Annotated in this window: 14 protein-coding genes and 2 pseudogenes; 11 read left to right on the forward strand and 5 right to left on the reverse strand. The window is 72.1% G+C overall.

Features of this window, described 5'->3' with window-relative positions:
• Positions 1–77: 77 nt before the first annotated feature.
• The 3 genes from OYE22_RS23350 to OYE22_RS23360 all read left to right on the forward strand — a co-directional run bounded on the left by OYE22_RS23350 (position 78) and on the right by OYE22_RS23360 (position 5657).
• The gene (locus OYE22_RS23350) at positions 78–2027 is read left to right on the forward strand and encodes an ABC transporter ATP-binding protein (RefSeq protein ID WP_277322226.1); all 1950 of its coding nucleotides are present in this window, start codon (positions 78–80) and stop codon (positions 2025–2027) included.
• Positions 2024–3766 carry an ABC transporter ATP-binding protein gene (locus OYE22_RS23355; RefSeq protein ID WP_277322227.1) on the forward strand — a complete coding sequence of 581 codons (1743 nt, stop codon included), beginning with the start codon at positions 2024–2026 and terminating at the stop codon, positions 3764–3766. Before OYE22_RS23350 ends, OYE22_RS23355 begins: the two co-directional genes overlap by 4 nt.
• A gap of 1213 nt (positions 3767–4979) precedes the next feature.
• Positions 4980–5657: a hypothetical protein gene (locus OYE22_RS23360; RefSeq protein WP_277322228.1), complete on the forward strand. Its 678-nt coding sequence runs from the start codon at positions 4980–4982 to the stop codon at positions 5655–5657.
• A 163-nt stretch (positions 5658–5820) separates the two neighbouring features.
• Here OYE22_RS23360 and OYE22_RS23365 read toward each other — a convergent pair.
• Together OYE22_RS23365 and OYE22_RS23370 are read right to left on the reverse strand one after the other, a co-directional pair.
• Positions 5821–6718, reverse strand: a pseudogene (locus OYE22_RS23365) (IS5 family transposase).
• A 110-nt stretch (positions 6719–6828) separates the two neighbouring features.
• Entirely contained in the window at positions 6829–7230 is a 402-nt protein-coding gene (locus tag OYE22_RS23370; protein ID WP_277322229.1) for a hypothetical protein, read from the reverse strand.
• A gap of 272 nt (positions 7231–7502) precedes the next feature.
• On the opposite strand from OYE22_RS23370, the gene OYE22_RS23375 reads away from it, so the two are divergent.
• A complete protein-coding gene (locus OYE22_RS23375; RefSeq protein ID WP_277322230.1) occupies positions 7503–9242 on the forward strand; it encodes a SpoIIE family protein phosphatase in 1740 nt (579 codons plus the stop codon).
• Positions 9243–9778: 536 nt separating this feature from the next.
• Here the strand turns inward: OYE22_RS23375 and OYE22_RS23380 are convergent.
• The gene (locus OYE22_RS23380) at positions 9779–12679 is read right to left on the reverse strand and encodes a BTAD domain-containing putative transcriptional regulator (RefSeq protein WP_277322231.1); all 2901 of its coding nucleotides are present in this window, start codon (positions 12677–12679) and stop codon (positions 9779–9781) included.
• A 241-nt stretch (positions 12680–12920) separates the two neighbouring features.
• On the opposite strand from OYE22_RS23380, the gene OYE22_RS23385 reads away from it, so the two are divergent.
• The 7 genes and pseudogenes from OYE22_RS23385 to OYE22_RS23415 all read left to right on the forward strand — a co-directional run bounded on the left by OYE22_RS23385 (position 12921) and on the right by OYE22_RS23415 (position 21963).
• Positions 12921–14498: an MFS transporter gene (locus OYE22_RS23385; RefSeq protein ID WP_277322232.1), complete on the forward strand. Its 1578-nt coding sequence runs from the start codon at positions 12921–12923 to the stop codon at positions 14496–14498.
• A gap of 360 nt (positions 14499–14858) precedes the next feature.
• A complete protein-coding gene (locus OYE22_RS23390; RefSeq protein WP_277322233.1) occupies positions 14859–15362 on the forward strand; it encodes a single-stranded DNA-binding protein in 504 nt (167 codons plus the stop codon).
• Positions 15363–15576: 214 nt separating this feature from the next.
• Positions 15577–17034 carry a Cys-Gln thioester bond-forming surface protein gene (locus OYE22_RS23395; protein ID WP_277322234.1) on the forward strand — a complete coding sequence of 486 codons (1458 nt, stop codon included), beginning with the start codon at positions 15577–15579 and terminating at the stop codon, positions 17032–17034.
• A 574-nt stretch (positions 17035–17608) separates the two neighbouring features.
• A complete protein-coding gene (gene ettA / locus OYE22_RS23400) occupies positions 17609–19273 on the forward strand; it encodes an energy-dependent translational throttle protein EttA (RefSeq protein WP_277322235.1) in 1665 nt (554 codons plus the stop codon).
• A gap of 6 nt (positions 19274–19279) precedes the next feature.
• On the forward strand, positions 19280–19744 hold the full coding sequence (locus OYE22_RS23405; protein WP_277322236.1) for a thioesterase family protein: 465 nt from the start codon (positions 19280–19282) through the stop codon (positions 19742–19744).
• Positions 19741–20475, forward strand: a pseudogene (locus OYE22_RS23410) (hypothetical protein); the annotation flags it as partial. The gene OYE22_RS23405 and the pseudogene OYE22_RS23410, both read left to right, overlap by 4 nt.
• A 624-nt stretch (positions 20476–21099) precedes the next feature.
• The gene (locus tag OYE22_RS23415; protein WP_277322237.1) at positions 21100–21963 is read left to right on the forward strand and encodes an alpha/beta fold hydrolase; all 864 of its coding nucleotides are present in this window, start codon (positions 21100–21102) and stop codon (positions 21961–21963) included.
• 259 nt (positions 21964–22222) lie between these two features.
• Here the strand turns inward: OYE22_RS23415 and OYE22_RS23420 are convergent, their stop codons facing one another.
• Complete coding sequence (locus OYE22_RS23420; RefSeq protein ID WP_277322238.1) at positions 22223–23362, reverse strand: ABC transporter ATP-binding protein; 1140 nt, start codon at positions 23360–23362, stop codon at positions 22223–22225.
• Positions 23359–26376 carry an FtsX-like permease family protein gene (locus OYE22_RS23425; protein WP_277322239.1) on the reverse strand — a complete coding sequence of 1006 codons (3018 nt, stop codon included), beginning with the start codon at positions 26374–26376 and terminating at the stop codon, positions 23359–23361. Before OYE22_RS23425 ends, OYE22_RS23420 begins: the two co-directional genes overlap by 4 nt.

A 26376-nucleotide genomic window follows, 5' to 3' on the forward strand; every position in this document is an offset into this window, starting at 1 on the left:
CGACACAGCTCCAGCGGGCCGCCGGCCAAAGCGTGACCATGACGGCAAGGCCCGCCCATGACGGGAGAACGAGAACGATGACCACTACTGACCTCGTCCAGCCGGGCGAGCCGTCGGCCCCACCTCCCCACGGTGACGACGACCGGTCGCCGGGCACGGACTCGGCAGGACCTGGGCCGGCGGCGGACCCGGCAGCGGACTCCGTAGCGGTGGACATGGCGCGGCTGCTGCGGCCACACGCCTCCAGCTTCGCCGCCGTGGTGGTTCTCCAGGTCGTCGGGGCCCTCGCGGGCTTGGCGCCGCTGCTCGCGGTCGTCGAGATCGGCCGTGCCCTGCTGGCGCCGGGGCCCACCGACCACCGCCACGTCTGGATCGCCGTACTGGCGGGAGCGGGCGGGCTGTTCGTCAGGCTGCTGTTCACCGCGGCGTCGTCCGGCATCGGGCACCTGGTCGACGGGCGGGTGCAGCTCACGCTCCGCCGGCAGTTGGCGGCACGTCTCGGCCGGGTGCCGATCGGTTGGTTCTCCCGGCGTGGTACCGGCGAGCTGGCCAAGGTGGTGGGAGAGGACGTGAGCGCCGTACACCCGTTCATCGCCCATGCTCCGGGCGAACTGGTCTCCGCGTTCGTGGTGCCGCTGGCGTCCCTCGTCTACCTGTTCACCATCGACTGGCGCCTCACACTGATCACGCTGATACCGGTGGCCCTGGCCGTGGCGCTCGTACCCCTGATGATGACGCCGGCCCGACTGCGCGAACAGAAGGAGTTCGACGAGGCCATGAGCCGGATCGCGGGTTCCGTCGTCGAGTTCGTACAGGGCATCGCGGTGATTAAGGCGTTCGGCGGGTCCGGGCGCGCCCACCGCAGGTTCCGCACGGCCGCGGACGAGTTCGTCGACACCTTCCACCGCTGGGTGCACGGCCTGTCCAAGCCGGCCGCGGGCATGCAGCTCGTGCTGTCGCCGCCGTTCGTCCTGCTCGTCGTGCTGACCGGCGGCACGGCTCTGATCACCAACGGCAGCCTGGCCCCTGCCGACCTGCTGCCCTTCCTGCTGCTCGGTCTCGGCCTGACCGCCCCGGTGGCCGCCCTGGGCCACGGCTTCGACGAACTACAGGCCGCGAGGCGCGCCCTCGGCCGGATACGGGACGTGCTCAAGGTTCCGCCGCTGCCGGAGCCCACCCACCCCCGCGCGCCGCGAGGACACCGGGTGGAACTGCGCGGCGTCCGCTTCGGGTACGAGACGGGACGCGAGGTACTGCGGGGCATCGACCTGGTGCTCGAACCGGGCACCGTCACCGCGCTCGTCGGCCCCTCGGGCAGCGGCAAGTCCACGCTGGTCCAGTTGCTGCCCCGGTTCTTCGACCCCACAGGGGGTTCGGTCACCATCGGCGGCGTCGATCTGCGCGATCTCGGCGGCAGGCACCTCCACGAGACGGTCTCCTTCGTCTTCCAGGACGTACGGCTGCTGCGCGCGTCGGTCGCGGACAACATCGCCCTGGCGGTGCCACACGCCGATCGCGAGGCCGTGGAACGCGCCGCCCGCCTCGCGCACATCCATGACCGCATCCTCGAGCTGCCCCGCGGCTACGAGTCGGTGATCGGCGAAGACACCGGACTCTCCGGCGGCGAGGCACAGCGGATCTCGCTGGCCCGCGCACTCCTGGCCGACACACCCGTGCTGGTGCTCGACGAGGCGACCGCCTTCGCCGACCCGCGGACCGAACAAGCTGTTCACCGGGCCCTCGCGACCCTGAGGGGCGGCCGGACGATCCTGGTCATCGCCCACCGCCCGGAGACGATCAGGGACGCCGACACCGTAGTCATGCTGGACGACGGGGCGATCGTCGAACAGGGCGCACCCGCGGAACTCCTCGCGCGCGGCGGCCGGTTCGCCGACTTCTGGCGCTCCCAGCAGACGGCGGACACCGAAGCCGCCACATCGGACCGGGCGGACCGGCCCGATGACCACACCCCCGTGAAGGCCCCCAACGGCCCCAGCGGCACACCGCGAGGAGACGAGCCCCGATGATCGGAACACTGCTGCGGGTCCTCGGCCGCGAGTACGCCCGGCCGCTGCGACGCACCCTGGCTCTCATGACGACGGCGGCGGTAGCCGAGGGCCTGTCCTACGCCTTCCTCGTGCCCGTCCTGCGTACCTTGTTCGGCGCGGCACCCGAGGACGCCTGGCCCTGGCTGGCCGCCTTCGCGGGCGCCTTCGCGCTCTACGCGGTGCTGCGCTACCTCAGCGACCTCTCCGGCTTCCACGTTGGCAGCTCGCTGCTGCGCGGCATGTACCACCGGCTCGGCGACCACCTCGCCCGACTACCCATCGGCTGGTACGGGGCCAACCGCGTCGGGGAGGTGTCCGTCCTGGCGGGTCGCGGCGTGCTGCAGGCGATGAGCGTGATCGCGCACCTGCTCGCACCGTTCATCTCCGCCGCCGTGACGCCGCTGACGATCGTCGCCGTGATGCTCGCGTACAACTGGCAGTTGGGCCTTGCCGCGCTGGCCGCCGCCCCGCTCGTCACGGCCGTCCAGATCCGCACCGGTCGCTCCATGGCCGCGGGTGACGCGGAGCGGGCCGTACGCGACGACGAGGCCACCGGGCGGGTCATCGAGTACCTCCGGGCGCAGCCGGTACTGCGGGCCGGCGGCCGGACCGCCGAACGCTTCCAACTGCTCGACGACTCGCTCCGCCACGTCGAGCGCGCCTCGCGCCGCTCCACGCTGTCGGCGCTTCCCGGAGTGGTGGGCCTCACCCTCGTCGTGCAGGCGGTGTTCACCGGCCTGCTGGTCCTGGGCGCCTTCCTCGCGCTGGGTGGTGACGTGGGAGCGGCGGAACTCCTGGCGGTCCTGGTCCTCGCGGCACGTTGCGCGGACCCGCTGCTCTCGCTGTCGGACATCGGTGGCAAGCTCCGGGGCGCGCGGTCCGTCCTCGGCAGGCTCGACGCGGTGCTGCGCACCGAACCACTGCCGGAACCCGCCGAGCCCGTCAGCCCGGACCGCTATGACCTGCGGTTCGAATCCGTCACCTTCCGGCACGGCGACCGCACGGTGCTCGACGGCGCTTCGCTGACCGTGCCGCAGGGGCAGCGGCTCGCCGTCGTCGGTCCCTCGGGCGCCGGCAAGAGCACCCTGCTGCAACTGCTCGCCCGGTTCTACGACGTCGACGCAGGCACGGTACGCGTCGGCGGCGCAGACGTGCGACAGATGGACACCCGGGAGCTGATGGCGCGGATCGCCATCGTCTTCCAGGACGTCTACCTCTTCGACGGCACGATCGAGGAGAACGTACGCCTCGGCCGCCCCGACGCTTCGGACGCCGAGGTACGGGCGGCGGCGGCCGCGGCGCGCCTCGACGAGGTGATCGAGCGATTGCCCGGTGGCTGGGCGACCAACGTCGGCGAGGGCGGCGCACTGCTTTCCGGCGGCGAACGCCAGCGCGTCTCGATCGCACGGGCGCTCCTCAAAGACGCGCCCATCGTCCTCCTCGACGAGGTGACCTCCGCACTGGACCCGGTGAACGAGGCCGCCGTCCACGAAGGCATCGAACGCTTCATGGCGGGCCGGACGGTCGTGATGGTCGCGCACCGGATGCGCACCGTCCGCCGTGCCGACCGCGTCGTCTTCCTGGCGGACGGCCGCATCGCGGAGGAGGGCACGCACGACGAACTGCTACGCCGCGGTGGCCGCTACGCCGACTTCTGGCACATCGCGCTGACGCCGACGGCCACCGGCTGGACCGCTGACGTGCCGCCCGCTCCCTGACAGCGGCTCCCCTCGGCGCGGGCGCCGCACGCGGCACCCGGTTTCCTCGCTTTGGGATGCGATTGTGGAGGTGCGGGGCGTAGGGATAAAGGCCAGACGTGTGGTGTCCCGCAGGGGTGAGATAGGTGACCGGGGTCAGGACCAGCACTCATCTACGTCTGTGGGCACCAACGCGTGAGTCCCGGCGACGTGGGATGGCCGCCGGAGGCGTAGAACCCCCGGCGGGGTCGCGTCGTGTTTGCGGGACCATGCGCGAGGGGGCGCGTGGCTGTGGCGCGCTCGATGACGGGCGCGGTGGTGCCGTATGAGGTGGAGGCAGACGTGTGCCGGTCCGACTCCTGCCAGAACTCCGAAGCCGTTGCACAGCACGTCGTCTATGTCGCCCACCCTGTCTCCGGTGGCTTGGAAAAGCTCGATCGCAAGGCATACTCCCCAGCAGGCGCTGAGGGCGTGGAGCCGACTCCATCGTGGGAAGGCCAGCACGGTAAGACTCCCCGCCGGGAGGATGATGTGCCACATGATGAGGTGGGTTAGGCCAGGAGGCGGCGCAGGTCAGGAAGGCTGAAGGTCGCCAGGAGCAGGGCGTGGTCGCTGACTTGGCGCACCTCGGGGCTGTCCACGACATGGTCCAGCCGAAGTAAGGCGTGGGCAGCCGCCGCCGAATGCCCACGCCGACCCGCGCGAGGATGACGGTTGGGGCCTGGTGCGCTCGACCCAGGGCGGCTTCCAAGGTCCGTGGGCCCGACCATTCGGCGGGCTAGGGGGTGGCCGGGGCGGGTTCGGTGAGGCGGTCCATGTGGTCTCGCAGGTGACCCGGTAGACCAGGACCTGGGTGGCGAGGTCCATCCACTTCTGGGTCTTGTGGGCCACCTGCGCCTGCCGCAGGCAGTCGTCCTGGACCAGCGCGCTCTGGGCGACCACGCGGCTGAGTGGCCAGGATGCCAACGGCCTTCACCATCTTGTCGCGGTGCTCGTCGCGTTCAGCGGTCGCGCCTTCATACTTGCGGATCGTGAGTCGGTGCGCCGCGCGCCGGTGCTGGGGGAGAAGGCCAGAGCGTATGTGTCAGCCGTGGTTGGTGCTCTGACGCCCGGGCAGGTTGGAGGCCGGCCGGCTGCTCAGCCGTCTCTTCAGTAGGGTTTCCGCAGCCGCAGCGACCGGCGCCCAGGGGTGTGCGGAACCGCTGGTGGGCGCGGGTTGACTCGACAGGAGAGGTTGGGGTTGCAGGTGTTTCGGATGGTTCGGGGGTTGGCGGTCGGTGCGGTGATGCTGACGGGGATCACCGCCTGCTCCGGAGACGGGGAATCCGCGGCCCGCGGGGACAGCACGGCATCCGCCAATGCGAGCCAGAAGGATGAGCGAGCCACCGGCGACGACCGGGAAGCGAAGGCACCGATCGTACTCACCCAGGACCAGGTGTGCAGAGCACTGGTCGACACGGAGAGTGCCCCGGACGGGTGGGAAGGCTTCGGCGCCGAGATCGACGTACCGGAGGAGGCCCTCAGGACGTGCCGGCAGGACACGGGCACCAAGTGCGAGGGATTCATCGCTCTGGGATCGTCCTTCATCCGGCAATCAGTCTCCGGCGGTCAGGTCGTCTTCCGTATCTACGCCTTCGGCACGCCGGGAGACGCCCAGGTGGCGATGAAGGGCTTGGCGGCCGGGGAGCGCAGCAAGGCCGGCAGCCGGGCCCGTCCTTTGGAGGTTCGGCTGGACACGGACGAGACCGATGCGTTCACCGGCCCGCAGACAATGATCGTCACCCGTCTCGGTGGCACGCTGGTTCGGGTTATCAGCGAGGATCTTCCCCAGACCGTGCCTTACGCCGACCTAGCCAAGCTCCAGACGGCACGCGTCCGACAGACGGCCGCGATCGAGGACGTCGGTCCGTGAGTCCTCCAATCGGACGCGAGTGCCGGTGACTCGGGCGGATCGGACCGTCCCCGAGGGGTCGAGGCCGCCCAGCGGCTCGAGCAACTGCTGAAGCAGTTCCCGGACCACCACGACGGCCTGGCGGGCGTCCTGCCAACGCTGGGCCAGCTTGTTCTTCCAGCCCTTAGGCACTGTCTGGCAAATGCTCTTGGGTTGGTTCGCGGAGCCAGAGGACGAGTGCCGCGAGGTGGAGTCCGACCCTGTAGCGGGTGGCGAGTTCGTCGAAGCGGGTGGCGATCGCGCGGAACTGCTTGAGGCGGTTGAAGCAGCGTTCGATCACGTTACGGGCCTTGTAGAGGTCGCGGTCGAATGCCGGCGGTCTGCCGCCGGTCTGACCGCGCCGCGCACGGTTGGCCCTTTGATCCGCTGCTCTGGTATCACCGTCTGGATACTCCTGCGTCGCAGAGACTGGCGGATCGCTCGGGAGGAGTACGCCTTGTCCGCGATGACCGCCTCGGGCCTGAGACGGGGCCGATCGGCGTCGGCCCGGGGGACCCTGACCTCGTCGAAGGCGGTGGAGTCGTCGACGTTGCCTGGGCGCGAGGACGACGGCCAGGGGGCAGGCCGCGTCCGTCGCAGGCGAGATGGACGTTGGTGGTCAGCCTGCCGCGGGACCGGCCGAGCGTCTGACCAGCCGTCGCGCGTGCCGGATCTTCCAGTTCCTCCCCTGCCGCCGCCCCTTTTTGCGGGCTCCGGCGGCATGCTGGTGGGCTCGGTTGATCGTGGAGTCGACCGAAACCGTCCATTCCGCGACCCAACGGAGTCGTCCCGGACCTGGGAGTGTTCCAGCAGGCGAGCCCAGGTGCCGTCCGCTTCCCAGCGGGCGAACCGTTCATAGATCGTCTGCCATGGTCCATAGCGTTCCGGCAGGTCACGCCAGGGTGTGCCGGTCCGCGACCGCCACAACACCCCGTTGATCACCTGCCGGTGATCCCGCCATGGACGACCCCGCCCGTCAACACCCGGCAGCAGCGGGCCATCCGCTCCCACGCCGCATCCGTCAGCTCACCATGACGCACCACAAAATCGATCATCAGACAGGTCCCAGGAGCGCATTTACCCCACATACGTCCCACAGGTTCCGGGGATGTTCGCGAGGAAGAGTGCGTTTTCGCAGGTCAGGTACTATAAATCACTGGGCAGCGCAGGCGCCTTCTAAGCGCTTGGCCGCAGGTTCGAGTCCTGCCGGGGGCGCCACGCAGACGGGAAGCGGTGCCCCGTCCGCCCGGCCGGCTTCCATCGCCTCCGCCGCGACGCGGGCCGTCGCGCCGACTGTGTCGGCGGCGAGTTCGGATGCGGAGAACTGGCGATCGCGCCTCTTCCGGAGGTTCCGCAGGGCCTCGTCGAGCGCCCGTTCTCGCTGTTCGTGGTGGTGCTGTTCGGCCGCCTGAGTCTCGGGCAGGCCTGCGGCCAGCACCGCCCGTCGCTCGGGGCCGAAGAATCGCGTGGCGAAGAACTGGTGCAGTGGCCCCAAGAGATGCGTCTCCCTGATCCACAGACTGGGCACGAGACCCTCCGGGTTCGATGTGGACATCGCAATCCACATCGAACCCGGAAGGCCCACACCCATTCAAGATCCAATTTGCGAACGCGGTCGCCATGCTGGAGGAGGCCGGCTGCCCGCTCGTACAGTTCCTCGTCACACTTTCGGACGGGGCTACGGCCCGGCTCCGCTGGGCATAACGTGGGCGGGCCCCGCGTCGGGGGCTCGCGGTAGGGCACACGCGCCTTTCGTGCATGACGGAGCCAGGGCGGGGTACTCGACTCCATTCGACGCTTGAGCCGACGCTTGAGCAGAGGAGGGACATGGACGACGTCGCCGCTCTCGGCAGGGACAGTGCTCCCCGTTCCGGGCATCAGGCGCGGTCTCAGGCCCTGCTCGGCGAAACGCTGGAAAACCTGCGGGCGTCCGCCATCACGGTCGATGACGATGGCCTCATCGTCGCGGTCAACAACGCGGCCCAGAGCCTGCTGGGCAGGGACGCCTCGGAACTCGTGGGTCAGGACTTCCACGACCTGCTGCACCGGGACAGATACGGGCACTCGGTGCCGCGCACGCGCTGCCAGATCAGGGAGGCGCTCCTCACGGGCGACACCAGGCATGGCGATGCCGAGTGGTTCGCCCGTGGGGACGGCACTCTCGTCCAGTTGTCCTGGCTGGTGATGCCCTACTCACCCGAGCGGGGCGGGACAGGTGGGCTGGCGCTGCTGTACGAGGCCAAGCGGCCAAACGACCACCACAGCGACGGTGGGCACTCCGCGCCGCTGTCGGAACTGGACCGACTCGCCCTGCTGGCGGAGACGACCACACGGCTCACGTCCACCCTGGACATCGACGAGGCGCTGCACCGGCTCGCGGCCCTGACCGTGCCCCGGCTCGCGGACTGGGCGGTGTTCGACCTGCTCACCGAACGTGACGAAGTGCGACGTGTGCTCGTGATGGAGCACAAGGACGGCATTCTCGTCGAGCGGGACGACCTGCAAGGCCCTATGCCTCCGGTGCCGGCGGAGTCGCCGATGCCCCTGTCACGGGCCCTGCGCGGCGCCGCATCCTCCCTCGCCGGTCCCGCCACCTACCAAGGTCCGCCCGACTCCGGCATCGCCGTCGAGCAGCGACGCCTGTTCACCGCGACGGGTATGCACTCCGCCGTCATCGCGCCCATTCGGGGCCTGCGCGACGTACTCGGTGCCCTGACCCTCGGCCGCGCCCAGCGCCACGACGCCTTCACCTCTGCCGACCTGCCGCTGCTGGAGGACCTCACCCGCCGGGCGGGCCTGGCGCTGGACAACGCGCGCCTGTACCAGCGCCAGCGCAAAGTCGCCGAGACCATGCAACGCCACCTGCTGCCCCAACTGCCCGTCCTGTCCGGGCTGGAGATGACCGCGCGCTACCAGCCCGCTCCGGACGCCTCAGCCGTTGGGGGCGACTGGTACGACGCCTTCGCCCTGGGCGCCCACGCCCACGCACTGGCCATCGGCGACGTCGTCGGACACGATCTCGACGCCGCAGCCGGCATGGCGCAGGTCCGCAACATGCTGCGCGCCTTCGCCTGGTCCCATTCCGAGGCCCCGCCCAGCGCCGTCGTCACACGGCTCGACGATGCCGTGATGCACATAGCCGAGGTGGCCATGGCCACCATGATCTTCGCCAGGCTCACCCTCGGGAATGACGCACTGTGGCGCCTGTGCTGGACGAACGCCGGCCATCCGCCGCCCCTGCTCGTCACCCACGATGGTCGGACCAGCTACCTCGACGAGGCTCACGGCATACTGCTCGGCACCGGAGTCACCAGACCCCGCCCCGACTCCGTCACCGTCCTGCCTCCACGGGTCACCCTCGTCCTCTACACCGACGGGCTGGTCGAATCCCCGCACCACTCCATCGATCACGGGCTTGACCGCCTACGCCGACATGCGGCCTCCCTCGCCCACCGCCCCCTCGACTCCTTCTGCGACTTGCTACTGGACCAGGTCCGGCCCAGCGACAACGACGACGACGTCGCCATGATCGCGCTGCGCACGCCCCCTCCCGCTGGACCTGCCTGACTCGCGTGTGGGGCAGATCGAGTAGGCGGAGCGGGAGACGGCCAAAGGGCCTGAGCCGGTGGGCCGAAGCTCCTGAGCCGGTGGGCTGAAACTTCGACGCCTCTCTGTGTCGCACGAGAAACCGCGCGCGACACAGACACCACGCCGCCCCGCCGGTGAGCGGGGCCAGGCGGGGCCAGAACGCAGTCCGTGACGTCGCCCGGGAAGTCGCCATGCCGACGAAGGCAGCACCCCGCGCCTGGCCTTCCCTCGCGCTTCGACCTCCGGGCCACTTAGCGAGGGCTCCTGGCAGGCCATCAGTAAGAGCGTCACGAGCGGCAGCGGCCGTCCCTGTGCATATCGCGAGCCCGGGCCCTGCCAGGCAACTGGCGCACCCCTCTTCCGACCCGCCCGGCGGCCCACGCCGGCCAAGACAGTGACGTGGGGTCGCCTCGGGAGGCAGCCGAGAGGGAGCGCCTGCGCTCGTGCTCGGTCAGAACTTCCTCGCGGGCCTTGGCCAGGACGCGCCGGAAGACGGATCCTGCGAGCATGCCGCCCTATTCCCCGAGGAAGGTGACACCGGCAGGCTTGAGGCGGTACTCCTCGGTCATCTGTACGGCTCGGGAGACGAGCTTCAGCTCCGCCTGGGCCGCAGTGGCGCCGGCTGTGTGGCCCGAGGAACGGCTTTTGGCTAGGGCGCGGTACAGGTGGCGTTGGGCGGCGTCCCGGTCGTCGCGGAGGCGTGCGGCGCGGCCCAGGCCGATCTCGGCGCCGATCTCGCCGCGACCGTAGGCCCGTTCGGTCGAGGTGGTCAGGGCGCGCTCGTACAGTTCCGTCGCCCGTTGGGCGTGGCCGCCGGCCAGGGCGGTGTGGCCGAGCCAGATCAACGTCTCGATCACCTCCGTCCACAGGCCGAGTTCCTCGGCCACCAGCAGGGCCTCGCGGTGCAGCCGCTCCGCCCGCGCGGGGTCGCCGTCGCGTTCGGCCGCGAGCGCCAGTGACCGGGTGGCGCGGAGTTGCCCCCAGCGGTCGCCGGCCTCGTGGAACAGCGCGGCGGCCAGCTCCGCGGACGCCTGGCCGTGATCGTGGGCTGTCTCGTGGCTGGCCAACTCGACCAACGCCGCGGCCTCGCCCCAACGGTCTCGGGCGGCGCGCGCTGCGGTCAGGCTCTCCACCAGCAGGCGCCGGCCCGCGTGGTGCCGGCCGTGGCCGGTCAGGCCGGTGCCGACGAACCACTGCAACCGTGCCCGCAGCACCGGGTCGGTGACGCCGGCGGTCGGGTCCTCATCGGCCGGGAGCGGGGCCGTGTCGGCCGAGGAGGTGCGCAGTTCGATTCCGGCCAGCCAGGCCCGAGCCCCCAGGCGTGAGGGCGGGGTTCCGTCGTCGCCCGTGGCCAGCGCTGCCCGGAGTGCCCTGCGGGCCTCGGTGAGCCGCCCGCGCAGGAACCAGTACCACGTCAACGTGTTCACCAGCCGCAACGCGTCCTCGGTGGCGCCCTCGGCTATCGCCAGGTCGAGCGCGCGGCGCAGGTTGACCGTTTCGGTATCCAGGCGCTCCAGGTAGTGCCGCTGGTCCGGGCCGCGTAGCCGCTCGTTCGCCCGCTCGGCCAACTCGACGTAACACCGTACGAACCGGGCGTGCACGGCGGTCACCTCGCCCGCCTCCGCGAGCCGCTCGGCCCCGTAGGCGGACACCGATTCCAGCAACCGGAACCGGTCCGCCACACGCACCACCAGCGACCGGTCCACCAGCCGCGACAGCAGGTCGGCCACCCGCTCGGCGGGCAGTTCCCCATCGGCGCAGACGGCCTCGGCGGACGGCAGGGTGCAGCCGTCGGCGTGCACGGTCAGCCGGCGCAGCACGGCCTGCTCCTCGGCGCCCAGGAGCCGCCAGCTCCAGTCGAGCATGCCGCGCAGCGTCTGCTGCCGGGCGGGCAACCCGCGCGCCCGCACCTCCGGTGGGGGGAACTGGCTGGCCAGGCAGGTGGCCAGCTCATCCGGGGTCAGCGTCCGCAGGCGCGGAGCCACGAGTTCCAGGGCGAGCGGAATGCCGTCGAGGCGGCGGCAGATCGTGAAGATGGCCGGTGCGTTGGCCGCGTCCAAGGCGAAGCCGGGCGCCGCTGCCGCCGCCCGCTCCACGAACAGCCTCACCGCGCTGGACCGGCCGACGGCGCCCGGGTCGGTGTGCTCTGGCAGCGACAGCGGCGGCACCGCGTGTACCACCTCGCCGGGAATGTCGAGGGCTTCCTGGCTGGTGACCAGGAGGTGCCCCTCGGGCACCGTGGCCAGGACGGCGCCGGCGAGTGCGGCGACCGGCTCGACCAGGTGCTCGCAGTTGTCGAGGAGGACCAGCAGCCGCTTGGCGGCCACCGCCTGACACAGCCAGCCCACCAGGTCGTCGAGGTTCGGCTCGGTCGCCGCGGTGTCGCACAGCCCCAGCGTCGTGATGATCCGCTCGGCGATGTCGTCCGGGGACGACGTGGCCCGCAGGCCGGCCAGTTCGACCAGCCACACCCCGTCGGGGAACCGATCGGCCGCCTCGCGCGCCGCGGCGATCGCCAGCCGCGTCTTCCCGACCCCGCCGAGGCCGGTGAGCGTGACCAGCCGGGCGCCCGTTTCCGAGTCCAACCACGCCCGCACCTGGCCGACCGCCTCGTTCCGTCCCACCAACGATGTCAGCGGTGTGGGCAGGTTCGTACGGCACGACAGCGAGGCGACGGTCGGCGGCGCCAGGTGTGCGTCCTGGCGCAGGATCGCCTCGTGCAGGGCGCAGACCGCCGGCCCGGGCGCCACTCCCAACTCCTCGTCCAACTGGCGCCGCAACTCCTCGAAGCTCCGCAGCGCGTCGCCCTGCCGCCCGGACCGGTACAGCGCGCGCATGTGGGCCATGCGCAGTCGTTCGCGTAGCGGGTGCCGCGCCACCAGGTCGCCCAGCTCCGCTGCCAGCGCCGTGTGCTCGCCGAGCGTGAGTCGTACCTCGGCCTGGTCCTCCAGGACGGTCAGCCGCAACTCCTCCAGTCGCGAGATCTCCCCGCGGGCGAACAGCGACTCGGCGACATCGGCGTAGGCCGGGCCGCGCCACAGCGCGAGAGCGTCGGCGAACATCTCCCCCTTGACCGCCAACTCCTCGTGCGCGCGGGCACCCTCGGCCAGTTCCTGGAACCGCAGGGCGTCGACCGTGTCGTCGGCCAGCAGCAGCCGGTAGCCCGCGGGCTCGCGGACCACCTGTTCCCGGCCCAGCACACGACGCAACTGAGAGATCTTGGTCTGCAGCGCGTTGGCTGGCCCGCCTGGTGGGTTGCCCGTCCACAGGTCCTCGATGAGCCGGTCCGCCGGCACCGGACCGCCCCCGTGGATGAGCAGATTCGCCAGCAGGGCACGCACCTTCACCTCGGGGACCTTGACCTGCCGCCCCTCGGCGTCCCAGACGGCCAGTGGGCCGAGCACCCCGTAGCGCATGGTCACAGCCTAGCTCCGGCGGACCATCAGAAAACCGTGCGCGCTCGTCGGCAGGGTGACACCGCACGTCCTCGCGGCGCTTCCCGCCACCTCGGCGGACGGCGACGCGAGCCCGACGTTCACCGCTCGACCGATCACCACCCACCTCCACCGATCTCCATCGACCTTCATTGATCTCTACCGCCATGTCGTGCGGCGTCCCGGTACGTCGCACGGCGCACATGCAACGCAGGGGAATGCCATGAGCACACCGACCGTACGCCGAGCCGGCCCTCGGGAGTGGGGAGGGTTGGCCGTCCTCTCGCTGCCCACCGTGTTGCTCGGCCTCGACGTCACCGTGCTGTACCTCGTCCTCCCCTCGCTCGCGGAGGATCTGCACCCGAGCGCCACCCAAGAGCTGTGGATCATGGACGCGTACGGCTTCCTGATCGCCGGCTTCCTGATCACCATGGGCACGCTGGGCGACCGGATCGGCCGCCGCAAGCTGCTGATGATCGGGGCGGCCGCCTTCGGGGTCGTCTCGGTCGTGGCCGCGTACTCCGACAGCGTCAACGTGCTCATCGCCGCGCGTGGGGCGCTGGGAATCGCCGGCGCCACGCTGATGCCGTCGACACTCGCGCTGATCAGCAACATGTTCGCCGACCCACGCCAGCGGTCGCTGGCCATCGGGGTCTGGGCGACGAGCTTCGCGCTCGGCATGGCGCTCGGCCCGGTGGTCGGCGGCGCGATGCTGGATCGGTTCTGGTGGGGTTCGGCTTTCCTCCTCGCGGTCCCGGTCGCGATCGTCCTCCTGGTGGTCGCGCCGGTGTTGATACCCGAGTACCGCGCGCCGCGGAACGGCGGGTTCGACCTGCTCAGCGTCGCGCTGTCGCTGGTCGCGATCCTGCCGGTCGTCTACGCGGTGAAGCGGGTCGCCGTGGACGGCTTCCAGGCCCCCACCGTCGGCGCCACGGTGATCGGCCTGGCGGGCGCGGCGCTGTTCGTCCGCCGGCAGGGCAGGTTGGCGAGCCCGCTGCTGGACGTACGGCTCTTCGCCAACCGCACGTTCAGCGCCGCGCTGAGCGTGCTGCTCGTGGGGCTGGTCGGCGTCGGTGGTGCGATGCTGCTGATCACGCAGCAACTCCAGCTCGTCGCGGAACTGCCACCGATCGAAGCGGGCCTGTGGATGGGGCCGCCCGCGCTGATGATGCTCGTGGCCGCGATCGGGTCGCCGCTGGTCGCGCGCCGCGTGCCGGCGGGGATCGTGGTGGCCGCCGCGCTGGGGCTCGCGACGTTCGGGTACGCCCTCCTCACCCAGGTCACCGCCACGAGCGGGGTCGCCCTGCTCGTGGTGGGCTTCGGGCTGGTCTACCTGGGGCTCGGGTCGATCGCGGCCCTGGGCACGGACCTGGTGGTGGGGGCCGCGCCCCCGGAGAAGGCCGGCTCCGCGTCGGCGATGTCGGAGACCGTGCAGGAACTCGGTCTCGCCCTGGGCGTGGCGACCCTGGGCAGCCTGGCCACCGCCGTCTACCGTGCCCGCGTCGACGGTCGGCTCCCGGACGGTACGCCTCCCGAGGTCGCCGACGCGGCGGGCGACAGCCTCGCCGGCGCGTCCTCGGTGGCGGACCGGCTGCCCGCTGGCTGGCTCGACCAGGCGAAGGAGGCCGCGACATCGGGGCTGCACGTCGCCATGCTGGTCGCCGCAGTGAGCACCCTGGTGCTCGCGTTCCTGTCGGCCGTCGTGTTGCGACACGTCGGCACGATCGGCGCCGACGAGCCGAAGGGCGACGAGGCGGATTCGGCGGAACCTGCTGGCCAGAAGGCCGAGCGGGGAGCCTGAGCACGATGGGTCGTCGTTCGTCTTCATGCCATTGACGCTAGGGCTCCAGAGAGGCGAACGGCCTGTTCGATGGAGTGAACACCCCTTACGTGTGAGCGAGTTATCCACAGGCGTTGGTCTGTCCACACGCTCCAGCGAGATCCTCGCGCCGAGCGCACGATGGGACCACTCGCGGCGGGTGCGACCGACGAAGCACACAGAGCAGGCGGTAGCGCACGAGCGGCGAGTGGCGGGGCGGTCCCGTTGTGCCATCGGGCGCGACGGGACCGGCCCGGACGGCTGGTCACCCAGCGGCGCGGAGCACGCGCGACACATGGATGAGTGACTGACGGATGCGTGGCCAAGGAAGCGAGGGGCGAGATGAACGAGACCGAAGTGACGGTGGTGGGTAACGCGGCGACGCGGCCGGAGTACAGGGAGACGGCGGCGGGGGTCGCGGTGGTGCGGTTCCGGCTCGCCGTGACCGCCCGACGCTGGGACCGTGAGCGGACGCAGTGGGAGGACGGCGGGACGAGTTTCTACACGGTGCGGGCCTGGCGTGCCCTGGCGGGGAACGTGGCCGCTTCGGTGACGCTCGGTGAACCGCTCATCGTACGGGGCCGGTTGCGCATCCAGGAGCGGGAGCGGGACGGGAAGTGGTGGTTCTCGGCCGACCTCGACGCGTTCGCCATCGGCCACGACCTGGCGCGCGGCACGTCGGCGTTCCGGCGGGTGACTCAGGTGAGGCAGCCGACATCCGGAACGCCTGAAGTCCCCTCTTCGGGCGTACCAACGGGAGTTGAACCCTTCGTGGCAGCGGCGGCCGGAGGGGGAGTCCGGGAAGCGGTGTCGGATATCTCGGCTATGGGGGCAACGACCCCATGAATCCACGGGGATTTATCGATAATCGTGACCCGTGAACCGCGATGCGGATAACGATTCCGAGTCGGATCGGTGGCCAAGCCTGGCTATCAGGGGGTCAGGGTCTGGCCCGTACTTAGGATCGCCGTCCGTAGTAACGAGGGCTCCCGGGTTTTGAGTTCGCTGTCAGGGCGACGCAGGTCGGTGACCGCTCGCGCCTGCCCTGGAAGGGAAATCCATGCTTTCTGTCACGAGGCGGAGTACCGGCCGCCTTGCCGTCGTGGCCCTGACCTTCGGGCTGGTCGCTGCGGGTGCGATCGGCGTGGCGGGGCCGGCCGCGGCGGACGAGGTGCCCATGCACCGTGGCGGCGCGACGGCGACGCTCGGCGGCCTCAAGACCTTCGATCAGGCGGTCATTCGCGAGGGCGGCAAGGCTCAGAAGATCGGCGCAGGCCTTTTCGAGATGTCCGTCGACAATGGCGGCACGATCCAGAGCTACTGCGTCGACATCCACAACCCGACCCAGGACCAGGCGAAGTACCAGGAAGTGCCCTGGAAGTCCTCGTCGCTCCACGACAACCCCGACGCGGGAAAGATTCGCTGGATTCTCCAGCACTCCTACCCGCAGATAAACGACCTCGACCGACTGGCCGAAGTGGCCGGCACGGGCACATTGAGTGAGAAGACCGCCGCAGCCGGTACGCAGGTGGCGATCTGGCGTTACTCGGATCACATCCGGGTGGACGCCGTGGACCCCCAGGCGGAGAAACTCGCCGACTACCTGTACAAGGCGGCGCGAACCGTCGCGGAACCCAGGGCGTCGCTCACGCTCGACCCGCCCGCGATCGCCGGCAAGACCGGCAAGCGGCTCGGCCCGGTGACGGTGCGGACCAACGCGAGCAGCGTCACCGTCGCGCCGCCCACGACCACCGTGCCCTCCGGCGTGAAGGTGGTCGACGGCAACGGCAAGCCGATCACGCGGGCGGTCAACGGCACCAAACTCTTCCTCGACGTGCCCGCCGGGTCGCCGGACGGCACGGCCGGGCTGACGGTGGAGGCGTCCGCCAAGGTGCCCGTCGGCCGGGCCTTCACCGGCGTCGGGCAGCACACCAAGAGCCAGACGCAGATCCTGGCGGGCTCCAGCGAGAGCACCGTCTCGGCCAAGGCCACGGCGATCTGGGCCAGGAGCGGGGCCATACCGGCGATCTCGGCCAGGCAGAACTGCGCCAAGGGCGGTGTGGACGTCACGGTGGCGAACAAGGGCGACGCGGCGTTCAGCTACACGCTGGCGGGGCGCGAGTACACGGTCGTCCCGTCCACGACCAAGACCATCACCGTGCCGACGCAGGAGGACCAGGCGTACCGGTTCACGCTCGTCGGCCCGGATGGCTTGGAGAAGACCTTCACCGGGGCGCTGGACTGCCAGACCGTGACCGAAGGTGGTCGCGCCGACGACGCCTCCACCGTCGCCGGCGACGGGGCCCCGCCGACCGCGCGACCGAGCCCCGCCGCAGCGGACGGCACCACGGGGAACGAGATGGCGGCGCCCGAGAGCGGTGACCTCGCCGACACCGGGAGCAGCAGTCCGGTTGCCCTGATCGCGGGCATAGCGGGTGCGCTGCTGGTCGTCGGTGGCGGTGCGCTGTTCCTCGCCCGCAGGAAGAGGGCGACACCGCCGAGCGAGCCGAACGAGTAGGGCCCGCGGCCTACGCTCACGGCCCTCGGTCCCGCCCACGGCTCACGCTCGTGGCCCACGCCCACGGCCCCTGCCCATGGCTCACGGGACGGTCCGGCGTCGGCGGCGCGTACGGGGACGGAGACGGAGACGGGAAGCTACTCGGCGTCTGGCGGCCGGCGGCCATCGACAGGTGGCCCGGTGACCGCCGGATGACCGAGGCGGGTAACCGAATGTGCACGGTCGTGTCCCGGTGCGGACTGTGGGACCCGTCACTACCACCGTCGCGTCGGAGGGGGCGGCCCGGGCCCAGTCGGCTCGTCCCGCATCCGGGCCGGGTCGGCTCGCCCCGGATGCGGGGCCAGCCCGAGGGCGGTGCGGGGTGGGGCCCGAAGCCGGGAAGCGAGCGTGCGGCGGCGGGCCGGTGGGGCGCTCGGACGGATGACGTGTACAGCTCGTGCGCGGCCTACCGACAGGCCGCGCGATGCCGGAGCGGACGGCTGGCGGCCGGGGACCTTACTCGTTTTCGCCCAGCTCTACCCGTACGGCAAGATGGTTCTATCTGCCCACTCTCATGATTGCCGGACGGTTTCTCTTGGCTGAGTACATCTACACCATGCGCAAGGCCCGAAAGGCCCATGGCGACAAGGTGATCCTCGACGACGTCAACCTGAACTTCCTGCCGGGCGCGAAGATCGGTGTCGTCGGCCCGAACGGTGCGGGTAAGTCGACCGTTCTCAAGATCATGGCCGGTCTTGAGCAGCCGTCCAACGGTGATGCCTTCCTCGCGCCCGGTTTCACCGTCGGCATGCTGCTCCAGGAGCCGCCGCTGGACGAGTCCAAGACGGTCCTGCAGAACGTGCAGGACGGCGCCGCGGAGCTGATGGGCAAGCTCAAGCGCTTCAACGAGGTGGCCGAGCTGATGGCGACCGACTACTCGGACGCCTTGATGGAGGAGATGGGCAAGCTCCAGGAGGATCTTGACCACGCCAACGCCTGGGACCTCGACACCCAGCTTGAGCAGGCCATGGACGCCCTGGGTTGCCCGCCGGGTGACTGGCCGGTCACCAACCTCTCGGGTGGTGAGCGCCGTCGCGTGGCGCTCTGCAAGCTGCTGCTTGAGGCCCCTGACCTGCTGCTCCTCGACGAGCCCACCAACCACCTGGACGCCGAGTCCGTGCAGTGGCTGGAGCAGCACCTCGCCAAGTACGCCGGCACCGTCGTCGCCGTCACCCACGACCGGTACTTCCTCGACAACGTCGCCGAGTGGATTCTGGAGCTCGACCGCGGCCGGGCCCACCCGTACGAGGGCAACTACTCGACCTACCTCGACAAGAAGGCCACCCGGCTCAAGGTGGAGGGGCAGAAGGACGCCAAGCGCGCCAAGCGCCTCAAGGAAGAGCTGGAGTGGGTCCGCTCCAACGCCAAGGGCCGGCAGGCCAAGTCGAAGGCGCGTCTGACCCGTTACGAGGAGATGGCCGCCGAGGCGGAGAAGACCAGGAAGCTGGACTTCGAGGAGATCCAGATCCCGCCGGGCCCGCGCCTGGGCAACGTCGTGGTCGAGGTGGAGAACCTCTCCAAGGCGTTCGGGGACAAGGTCCTCATCGACGACCTGTCCTTCACCCTGCCGCGCAACGGCATCGTTGGCGTCATCGGCCCGAACGGCGCGGGTAAGACCACCCTGTTCAAGATGATCCAGGGGCTGGAGACCGCGGACTCCGGCACGATCAAGGTCGGCGACACCGTCAAGATCTCCTACGTCGACCAGAACCGGTCCAACATCGACCCGAAGAAGACGCTGTGGGCCGTCGTCTCCGACGAGCTGGACTACATCAACGTGGGTCAGGTCGAGATGCCCTCGCGGGCCTACGTCAGCGCCTTCGGCTTCAAGGGCCCGGACCAGCAGAAGCCCGCCGGCGTGCTCTCCGGCGGTGAGCGCAACCGTCTCAACCTGGCGCTCACCCTCAAGCAGGGCGGCAACCTGCTCCTCCTCGACGAGCCGACCAACGACCTCGACGTCGAGACGCTGTCCTCGCTGGAGAACGCGCTTCTCGAGTTCCCCGGCTGCGCCGTGGTCGTCTCCCACGACCGCTGGTTCCTCGACCGCGTCGCCACGCACATCCTGGCGTACGAGGGCGAGTCGAAGTGGTTCTGGTTCGAGGGCAACTTCGAGTCGTACGAGAAGAACAAGGTCGAGCGGCTCGGCCCGGACGCCGCCCGGCCCCATCGCGCCACGTACAAGAAGCTGACCAGGGGCTGAGCTGCGATGGCACGGCACAAGTACGAGTGCGCGCTGCGCTGGTCGGACATGGACGCCTTCGGGCACGTCAACAACGTGGTCTTCCTCCGCTACCTGGAGGAGGCGCGCGTTGACCTGATGTGGCGGCTGGCGGCCGAGGCCGAGGGCGACGCGTTCGCGGGCGGCTCCGTGGTGGCCCGACACGAGATCGACTACCGCAAGCCGCTCGTGCACCGACACGAGCCGGTGCTCGTCGAGACCTGGGTGACGAAGATCGGCGCCGCGTCGCTGACCCTCTCGTACGAGGTCAAGGACGGGGAAACCGTGTACGTGCGGGCCTCCACCGTCGTCGTTCCGTACGACCTGGACGCCGGTCGTCCCCGGCGGATCACGCCGGTGGAGGAGCGCTTCCTGACGGAGTACCTGGAGGAGGCGCCGGCCAAGGGCAGGCGCAAGCGCGACGACGAGTCGGAGGAGGCCGTCGCCGCATGACGGCGCCAGCGCTGCACTTCGCCGATGCCAGGGAGGCGGCCGATCTCGCCGCCTTCCTGGCCCGGTTGATCCACTACGACCGGGCCGCGGCGGTGCGGCTCCAGGCGAGCGTGACCAGTGCCGGGCCGCGCCCGGGCGGGGTGCTCGCGGTCTTCGGCCGCCCGGCCTCGTTCGAAGTGCTGGCCATCCGCACGGCGGTACTCGTGCCGCCCCCGTCGGTGGCTCAGCCCACGCCGGCGGCGGATGCCTCTGCCGGGGACGCCGGCGCCGCCGGGTCGGGCGCCGGCGACGGTGTGGCCGGTGTGCCGTGGGAGTTGGACGTCACGGTCTCGGCCGGGCAGTTCGCCGACGCGGTGGACGCGGCCCGGCAGAGCGCCGGGGACGTCGTGGACGAGGTCGGCGCGGGCCGGACCGCGCCGGGCGCGGACGGGCCGCGCGGGCTGACCGTCGTGGTGCCGCAGCCGGTGACCGGCCCGCCGTGGGCCGGGGTGCTGCCGCCACGGGGCGGCTGGCAGCGCGTGGCCGGGCTGCCCGACGCGCGGGCGGTGCGCGGGGCGGTGGCGGCGGCGGTCGCGGAGTTCCGGGCCCGCGACGAGGCACTGGCACCGGAGCTGCGCACACGCGCGGAGCGCGACCGGATCGGCCGTGAGATCTGGTCCCGCACCCTTGGCGAGACGGAACTGCCGCTGCGGGCCGTGCACGCGGCGCAGGCCGTGGGCTTCCTGCGACCCACCTACCCCCGCGAAGACGCGGCGACGGCTCCGCGCCCGGGGTCGCCCACACCGCCCACCGCGACGCTCGGCACGGGAACGGTCCGAGCGCCCGAGCCCGAGGTGGCGACCGTCGGCTCGCCGACCACGGCGGTAGCCGAAAGCCCGGCATCCGCGCTGCGCGCGGCGCCCGTGCCCGCGACCCCGCCCCAGACCGTGCCCGCGAGCCCGACTCCGACGCCGGTGGCGTCCCCCGCCGCGCACGGAGCGGGGCAGGCCGGGGCGGCGCCGGGGATGGCGGAGCCACCGCTGGTGTTGTTCGCCGCCCGCGGGTGGCTGCGGCTGCGGACGCCGTACGGGTCCATAGCCGTGCGCACGGCAGGCCCGCCCGGCCTCTCCGTCACCCCGGCATAGCGGGCTCGCCCCGGTGTGGGGCGGCTGGCCGCGTGAGGCGGTGGGGGAGCGGCGCGAGGTCGAGGACCGAGCACGTATGGCCGGGTGTGCCCCCGGCAACGGTTCGCGGGCGCCAGGTGCTCGTGGCGCCATGGGCCTCCGGGACGCGGCGGGCGCCGGGGTGGTGATGCGCCACGCGGGTTGTGGTGGTGTGCGGCAGAGGTGGCGGCGGCAGGAGAGGGCGGGTGCGGCATGGGCGATGACCGGGTGACGGAGTCCGACCTGGAGTTGGGCGGGGGCCGCAGGCTGCGCGTCTACGACACGGGCGGCCCGGGCGAAGACGAACGGCTCGCCGTGTTCTGGCACCACGGCACGCCGAACATCGGCGCCCCGCCCCGCCCGCTCCTGCCGGCCGCGGCCCGACTCGGGGTGCGCTGGGTCTCGTACGATCGCCCCGGGTACGGCGGCTCGACGCCGAGGCCGGGCCGGAGCGTGGCGTCCGCGGCCGACGACACCGCTCCCGTGGCCGACGCGTTGGGCATCGACCGGTTCGCCGTGCTGGGCCACTCCGGTGGCGGCCCGCACGCCCTGGCATGCGGCGCGCGGCTGCCGGAGCGGGTGGTGGGCGTGGTCAGCGTGGCGGGGCTGGCGCCGTTCGACGCCGTGGGGCTCGACTGGTTCGCCGGCATGACGGACTCGGGAGCGGCGTCCCTGCGCGCGGCTGCCGCGGGCCGGGCGGCGAAGGAGCGGTACGAGGCGAGCGCCGCGTACGACCCGGAGATGTTCGTTCCGGCCGATCACGCCGCCCTGGCCGGGGAGTGGGCGTGGTTCGCGGACGTCGTCGGCCCGGCGGTGGCGGCGGGGCCGGGTGGGCTCATAGCCGACGACCTGGCCTACGTCGCCCCCTGGGGGGTCGACCCCGCGCGGGTCGCCGCGCCGACACTGGTCCTGCACGGCGGCCTTGACCGCATCGTGCCCAGCTCACACGCCAGATGGCTGGCCCGCCAGATCCCCTCGGCCGAACTGTGCCTACGTGAGGATGACGGGCACATCTCGGTCCTGAGCGGCGCCGAGGCGGCGCTGCGCTGGCTCGTGGAGCGCGGCACCACCCGCTGACCCGTGCCGTCCGGCCCGGGTTGGCCGCCGGCCCGGTCCGTATCTCGGCTCGGCCGGCTGACCCGCGTCCGTACGGACCCCGGCGGCCGGCAAGTCCGTACGAGCCTGGTTGACCCTGCTGACCCCGGTGACTCCGTCCGTGCCACCGCCGGCCTACCCGCTGTCCGTACGGTCGCCCGGACAGGCAGGTGGTCGGCGGGCCGGGCGGGCAGGGGGCTTCCGGTCACGCTCCCACCATGGGCGCCGCCGGATCAGGTGGCTACGGCCGTGCGCCGCTCGCGTTGCCCTGACCGCCCTGGCCGTCCGCCCCGTCAGCCTCGCCGCCCCCGCCGTCCGCGCCGTTCTGGGGGGCGTCGGGGGGTGGGGAGTGGTCGGGCCAGACGGCTATGTGGTCGGGTTCGAGTTCGAGGAGGACGCGGTGTTCCATGCCGAGCGACCGCGTGTAGTCGGCCGGGAGTTGCAGCCGGCCGGCGCGGTCGAGCATCGCGTACTCGCGTGCCACCAGGGACTCCTGGCCCGTCTCGGCGTCCACCTCGGTGCGGCGCAGCACCTCGGACGAGGTGCGGCCGTCGCGGATCGCGACGGTTCGGCGGACCTCGCTGGCCACGGTCTGGTCGTGCGTCACGATCACGATGGTGGTGCCGAGTTCGGCGTTGGCCGTGCGGAAGGCGGCGAAGATCTCCTCGCCGGTGGCCGAGTCCAGCTCGCCGGTCGGCTCGTCGGCCAGGAGGACGGAGGGGGTGTTGGCGAGTGCGACGGCGATGGCCGCGCGCTGTTGTTCACCACCGGACATCTGCTGCGGGCGCTTGTCCCGGCAGTGGTCGATCCGCAGCATCTTGAGCAGCTCGTCGGCGTGCTTCAGGCGCGCCGCGCGCTGTCGGCCGCGACCGCGCAACTGCATGGGGAGGAGCACGTTCTGGATGGTCGTCAGGTACGGGAGCAGGTTGCGGGCCGTCTGCTGCCAGACGAAGCCGACGATGTCGCGGCGGTAGCGCAGCCGGGCCTTCGCGTCCATGTTCAGCAGGTCACTGCCGGCCACCGAGGCCGCGCCGGCCGTGGGCACGTCCAGGCCGGCCAGGATGTTCATCAGCGTGGACTTGCCGCTGCCGGACGCGCCCACCAGGGCCATCAACTCGCCCTCGGACACCAGCAGGTCGAGCCCCTGGAGCGCCTGCACCTCGACGCCGTCGGTCGAGAAGACGCGGACCAGCCGGTCGCAGGTGATCAGCGCGTCGTGGCCGAAGGCGGGGCGGTCGCGGCGCGAGGTGGCCCGGCGTTCCAGCTCGGCCAGCGACGGCACGGCCGGCCGACGCCCGGCGCCCCCGCCCCCGGCACCCCCATCCACGCCGCCGTCTCCCTGGCCGTCGTGCCCGCCCGTGCCTGCCGCCGTCTGCGTCATCGGCTCTCTCCCGCCCTCAGCTCGGTGTTCTCCTTGCGGCGCCCGCTCCACCACGCCTGCGCCAGCACCACCGCCAGCGTCAGCAGCACCACGCCCACCGCGGGGATCAGCAGCGACAGCGCGTCGGCGTGCAGGCGTACGGTGCCGAGCTCGTCGAAACCGGTGCGGGCGGACAGCGCCAGCCGCGTCAGATCGAGGCCGGGCGCCAGCAGCCGGATCGTGCCGTAGCCGACGAGCACGCCGCCGCACGCGGCGAGCAGGGCCTGCGGCAGGGCCTCCAGGACGAGCAGCCGCCGGCCCTGGCGCCGGGTGAGCCCCATCGTGCGCAGCCGGGCCAGCAGCGCCGTGCGCTCCGGGGTGGCCTGGAGCAGCGAGAGGAGTACGGCCAGCGCCGCGTACCCGGCGCCCGCCGCCACCGCCGCCGCGTACAGCCGCTCCGTACCGTCCTGGAGCGGCGAGTCGGCCAGCGCCGCGTGTTCCTCGGCCCGCGCCTTGACGCGGACCGAGCCCTCGCCCCGCCCGGACGCCTTCCCGGCGTCGTCGCCCTGTCGCGGCGTGAGGCCGGCCGCGCGGGCCGCGGCGTCCGCGCCCCGGTCGGCGGCCGAAGCGCCCGTGCCCACCGCCGCGCGTACCGCGTCCATGTCGATGCCCGAGCCGTGCGCGCCTGAGCCGGCCATGAGCATGGCGGTCGGGTACGGGCGGGCCAGCCGGTCCGCGTCGATCAGCAGGTACTCGCTGGTCTGCGTCGCCGGAGTGCCCTCGTGCACGGCGGCGACCTTGACCGTGATGTCGCCGCCGAGCGGGCGCAGCTTCTGCGGCCCGGTGCCCAGCCGCTTGGCGACACCGGGCGAGGCGATGGCCGGCACCACGGCGCCCCGGGCCCCGCGCAGCGCCTGCTCCGGCACCTGGTCCATGCCCACGTGGCGGGCGAGCCTGTTGTACGCGGCCGGGTCGATGGCCACCAGGGCGACCTGGTCACCGTCGTCGTTGAGCCACAGGTCGTACTCGATGTGCGCGGGCACCACCTGTCGCACGCCCGACACCTCGCGCAGCGCGGCGGCCAGGCCCTTCGACAGACCCTTGCTGTCGTCCACGCGCGCGTCGGCCCCCACCGCCAGGATCGAGGCGCGCTCGCGCGCGTCGTCGACGCCGGCGAGCACCGAGCCGCCGAACGACGCGGTGGACAGCGCGATGATCAGCGCGAGGAGCGGCAGCGCCCCGGTGGCCTGCGCGCGGCCGGCCCTGGCCAGCGCCAGGAAGCCGAGCACGCCCCGGCGCCGGGTCGCGGGGCGGGCGGCGAGCCGCAGCGGCAGCGGGTACAGCCGTACGAGCAGCAGCGCGGCGATCGCCCCGACGAGCACGGGCGCCGCGCTGACCAGCGCGTCCACCTCGCCGCCCGCCGTACCGCGCTGGCGCAGCGCCGCCACCGCGCCCACCGCCAGGACCAGCGCGGTGAGTTCGGCGACCACGCGGCGGCGCGACGGCTTGACCCGCACCACGTCGGTGCGCTCCATGCTGGTCAGCGTCCGCCGGTGGGCAGCGACGGCCCGCGCGGGCAGCGCGCAGCAGGCCAGCACGGCCACCGCGGCGGCGGCCAGCAGCGCCGGCACCAGCCGCGCCTCCCGTACGAGCACGACGGCCAGGGTGAACCCGAGCGCCGCCGCGGGCAGCGCGACCACCGAGGTCTCGGCCAGCAGCCGGCGGCCGACGCCGACGAGCGAGCCGCCACGGGAGCGCAGCAGGGTCAGTTCGGCGCGGCGCCTGGCGGCGGCCAGGCCGCCGGCCATCAGCAACACGATCGCGGCGACGGTACCCACGCCGAACGCGGCGACGGCCACCACGGGCGCCACCGCCTTCCGCATGTCGCCGAACTCGCCGACGATGGCGTCCACTTCGGTGCTGATCGCGGCGGTGGGCCCGATCGCCTCGCGCATCGCCACCAGCGTCGGCCCGTTCTCCAGCGCGGCGACCTGTTCGCGCAGGCGCGTCACGTCGCGGCCGGTGAGGTGGCCCGGGTCGTTGGCCAGCCGCCAGAAGGTCTGCGGGGTGCCGGTCGCGGAGAGCAGGGCGGGCCCGGCGTCGGGGGCCAGGAGCAGCGCCCCCACCCAGAAGCGCTTGGGCGTGTCGCCCGACACCTTCTCCGTCGCGAGGCCGGGGGAGCGCAGCAGCGGCTCGATGGACCAGTACGTCTCCCGCGGGGCCCGTGGGTCGATGACGCCCACGATCCGCGCGGAGAGCGCGGTGGTGCCCACCGCGTCGAGGTGGACGCGCGAACCGATCCGCAGGCCCAGCGCCTTCGCGGTCTCCCGGGTGACCGCCGCCTCGACCTCCAACCGGTCGGCCTGTTCGGCGCCCCGCGCACCGTCGTCGGCGGCGGTGGGGCCCGTGCCGCGCGGCAGCCGGCCCTCGCGCACGCGGCTGTGCTCGGCCAGGCCCGACTGGGCCGTCAGCGTCAGCTTGGGCGGCAGCCCGTCCGGGCGCGGCAGCCACGCGTCGCTGGCCACCAGCGCCTCGGGGGTGCGCACCCCGTACGCGGACTGCGCGGGGTCGAACCGCACCAGGTCGGGCAGGCGCTCGCGCACCTCGCGGTACTGCTCGCCCAGCGGCCCCGGGGCCAGCGCCGCGGCCCGCTCGCGCTGCGGGCGCTGGGCGCCCGGCGGCCCCGAGGTGACCTGGTAGGCGCTGCGGTCCGGCGAGGCCGCGTTGATCTGGTCGCGGATGGCGTGCGACTCGTACGCGTCGACCCCGCGCGGGAACGCGGCGGCCAGGAACGAGGTCAGCAGCACCAGCACGCCCAGCGCGAGCGCCGCGCCCGGCGCCGCGCGCAGCCGCAGCCTGACCCAGTTGGTCACGACCGGGGCGCGGCGGCCGGCGGCCGAACCGTCGCCACCCGCTGACCGGTCGGACCGGCCGGACTGGTCGGACCGGTCCGGTGCCGCCGCCTCGTCGGCGGTGGTCGGCCCGTCCTCCGTGGGCCGCTCGGGCCCCTCGTGGTCTGCCGTGGACGCGGGCAT

It is taken from the genome of Streptomyces sp. 71268, from assembly GCF_029392895.1.
Taxonomy (GTDB): domain Bacteria; phylum Actinomycetota; class Actinomycetes; order Streptomycetales; family Streptomycetaceae; genus Streptomyces.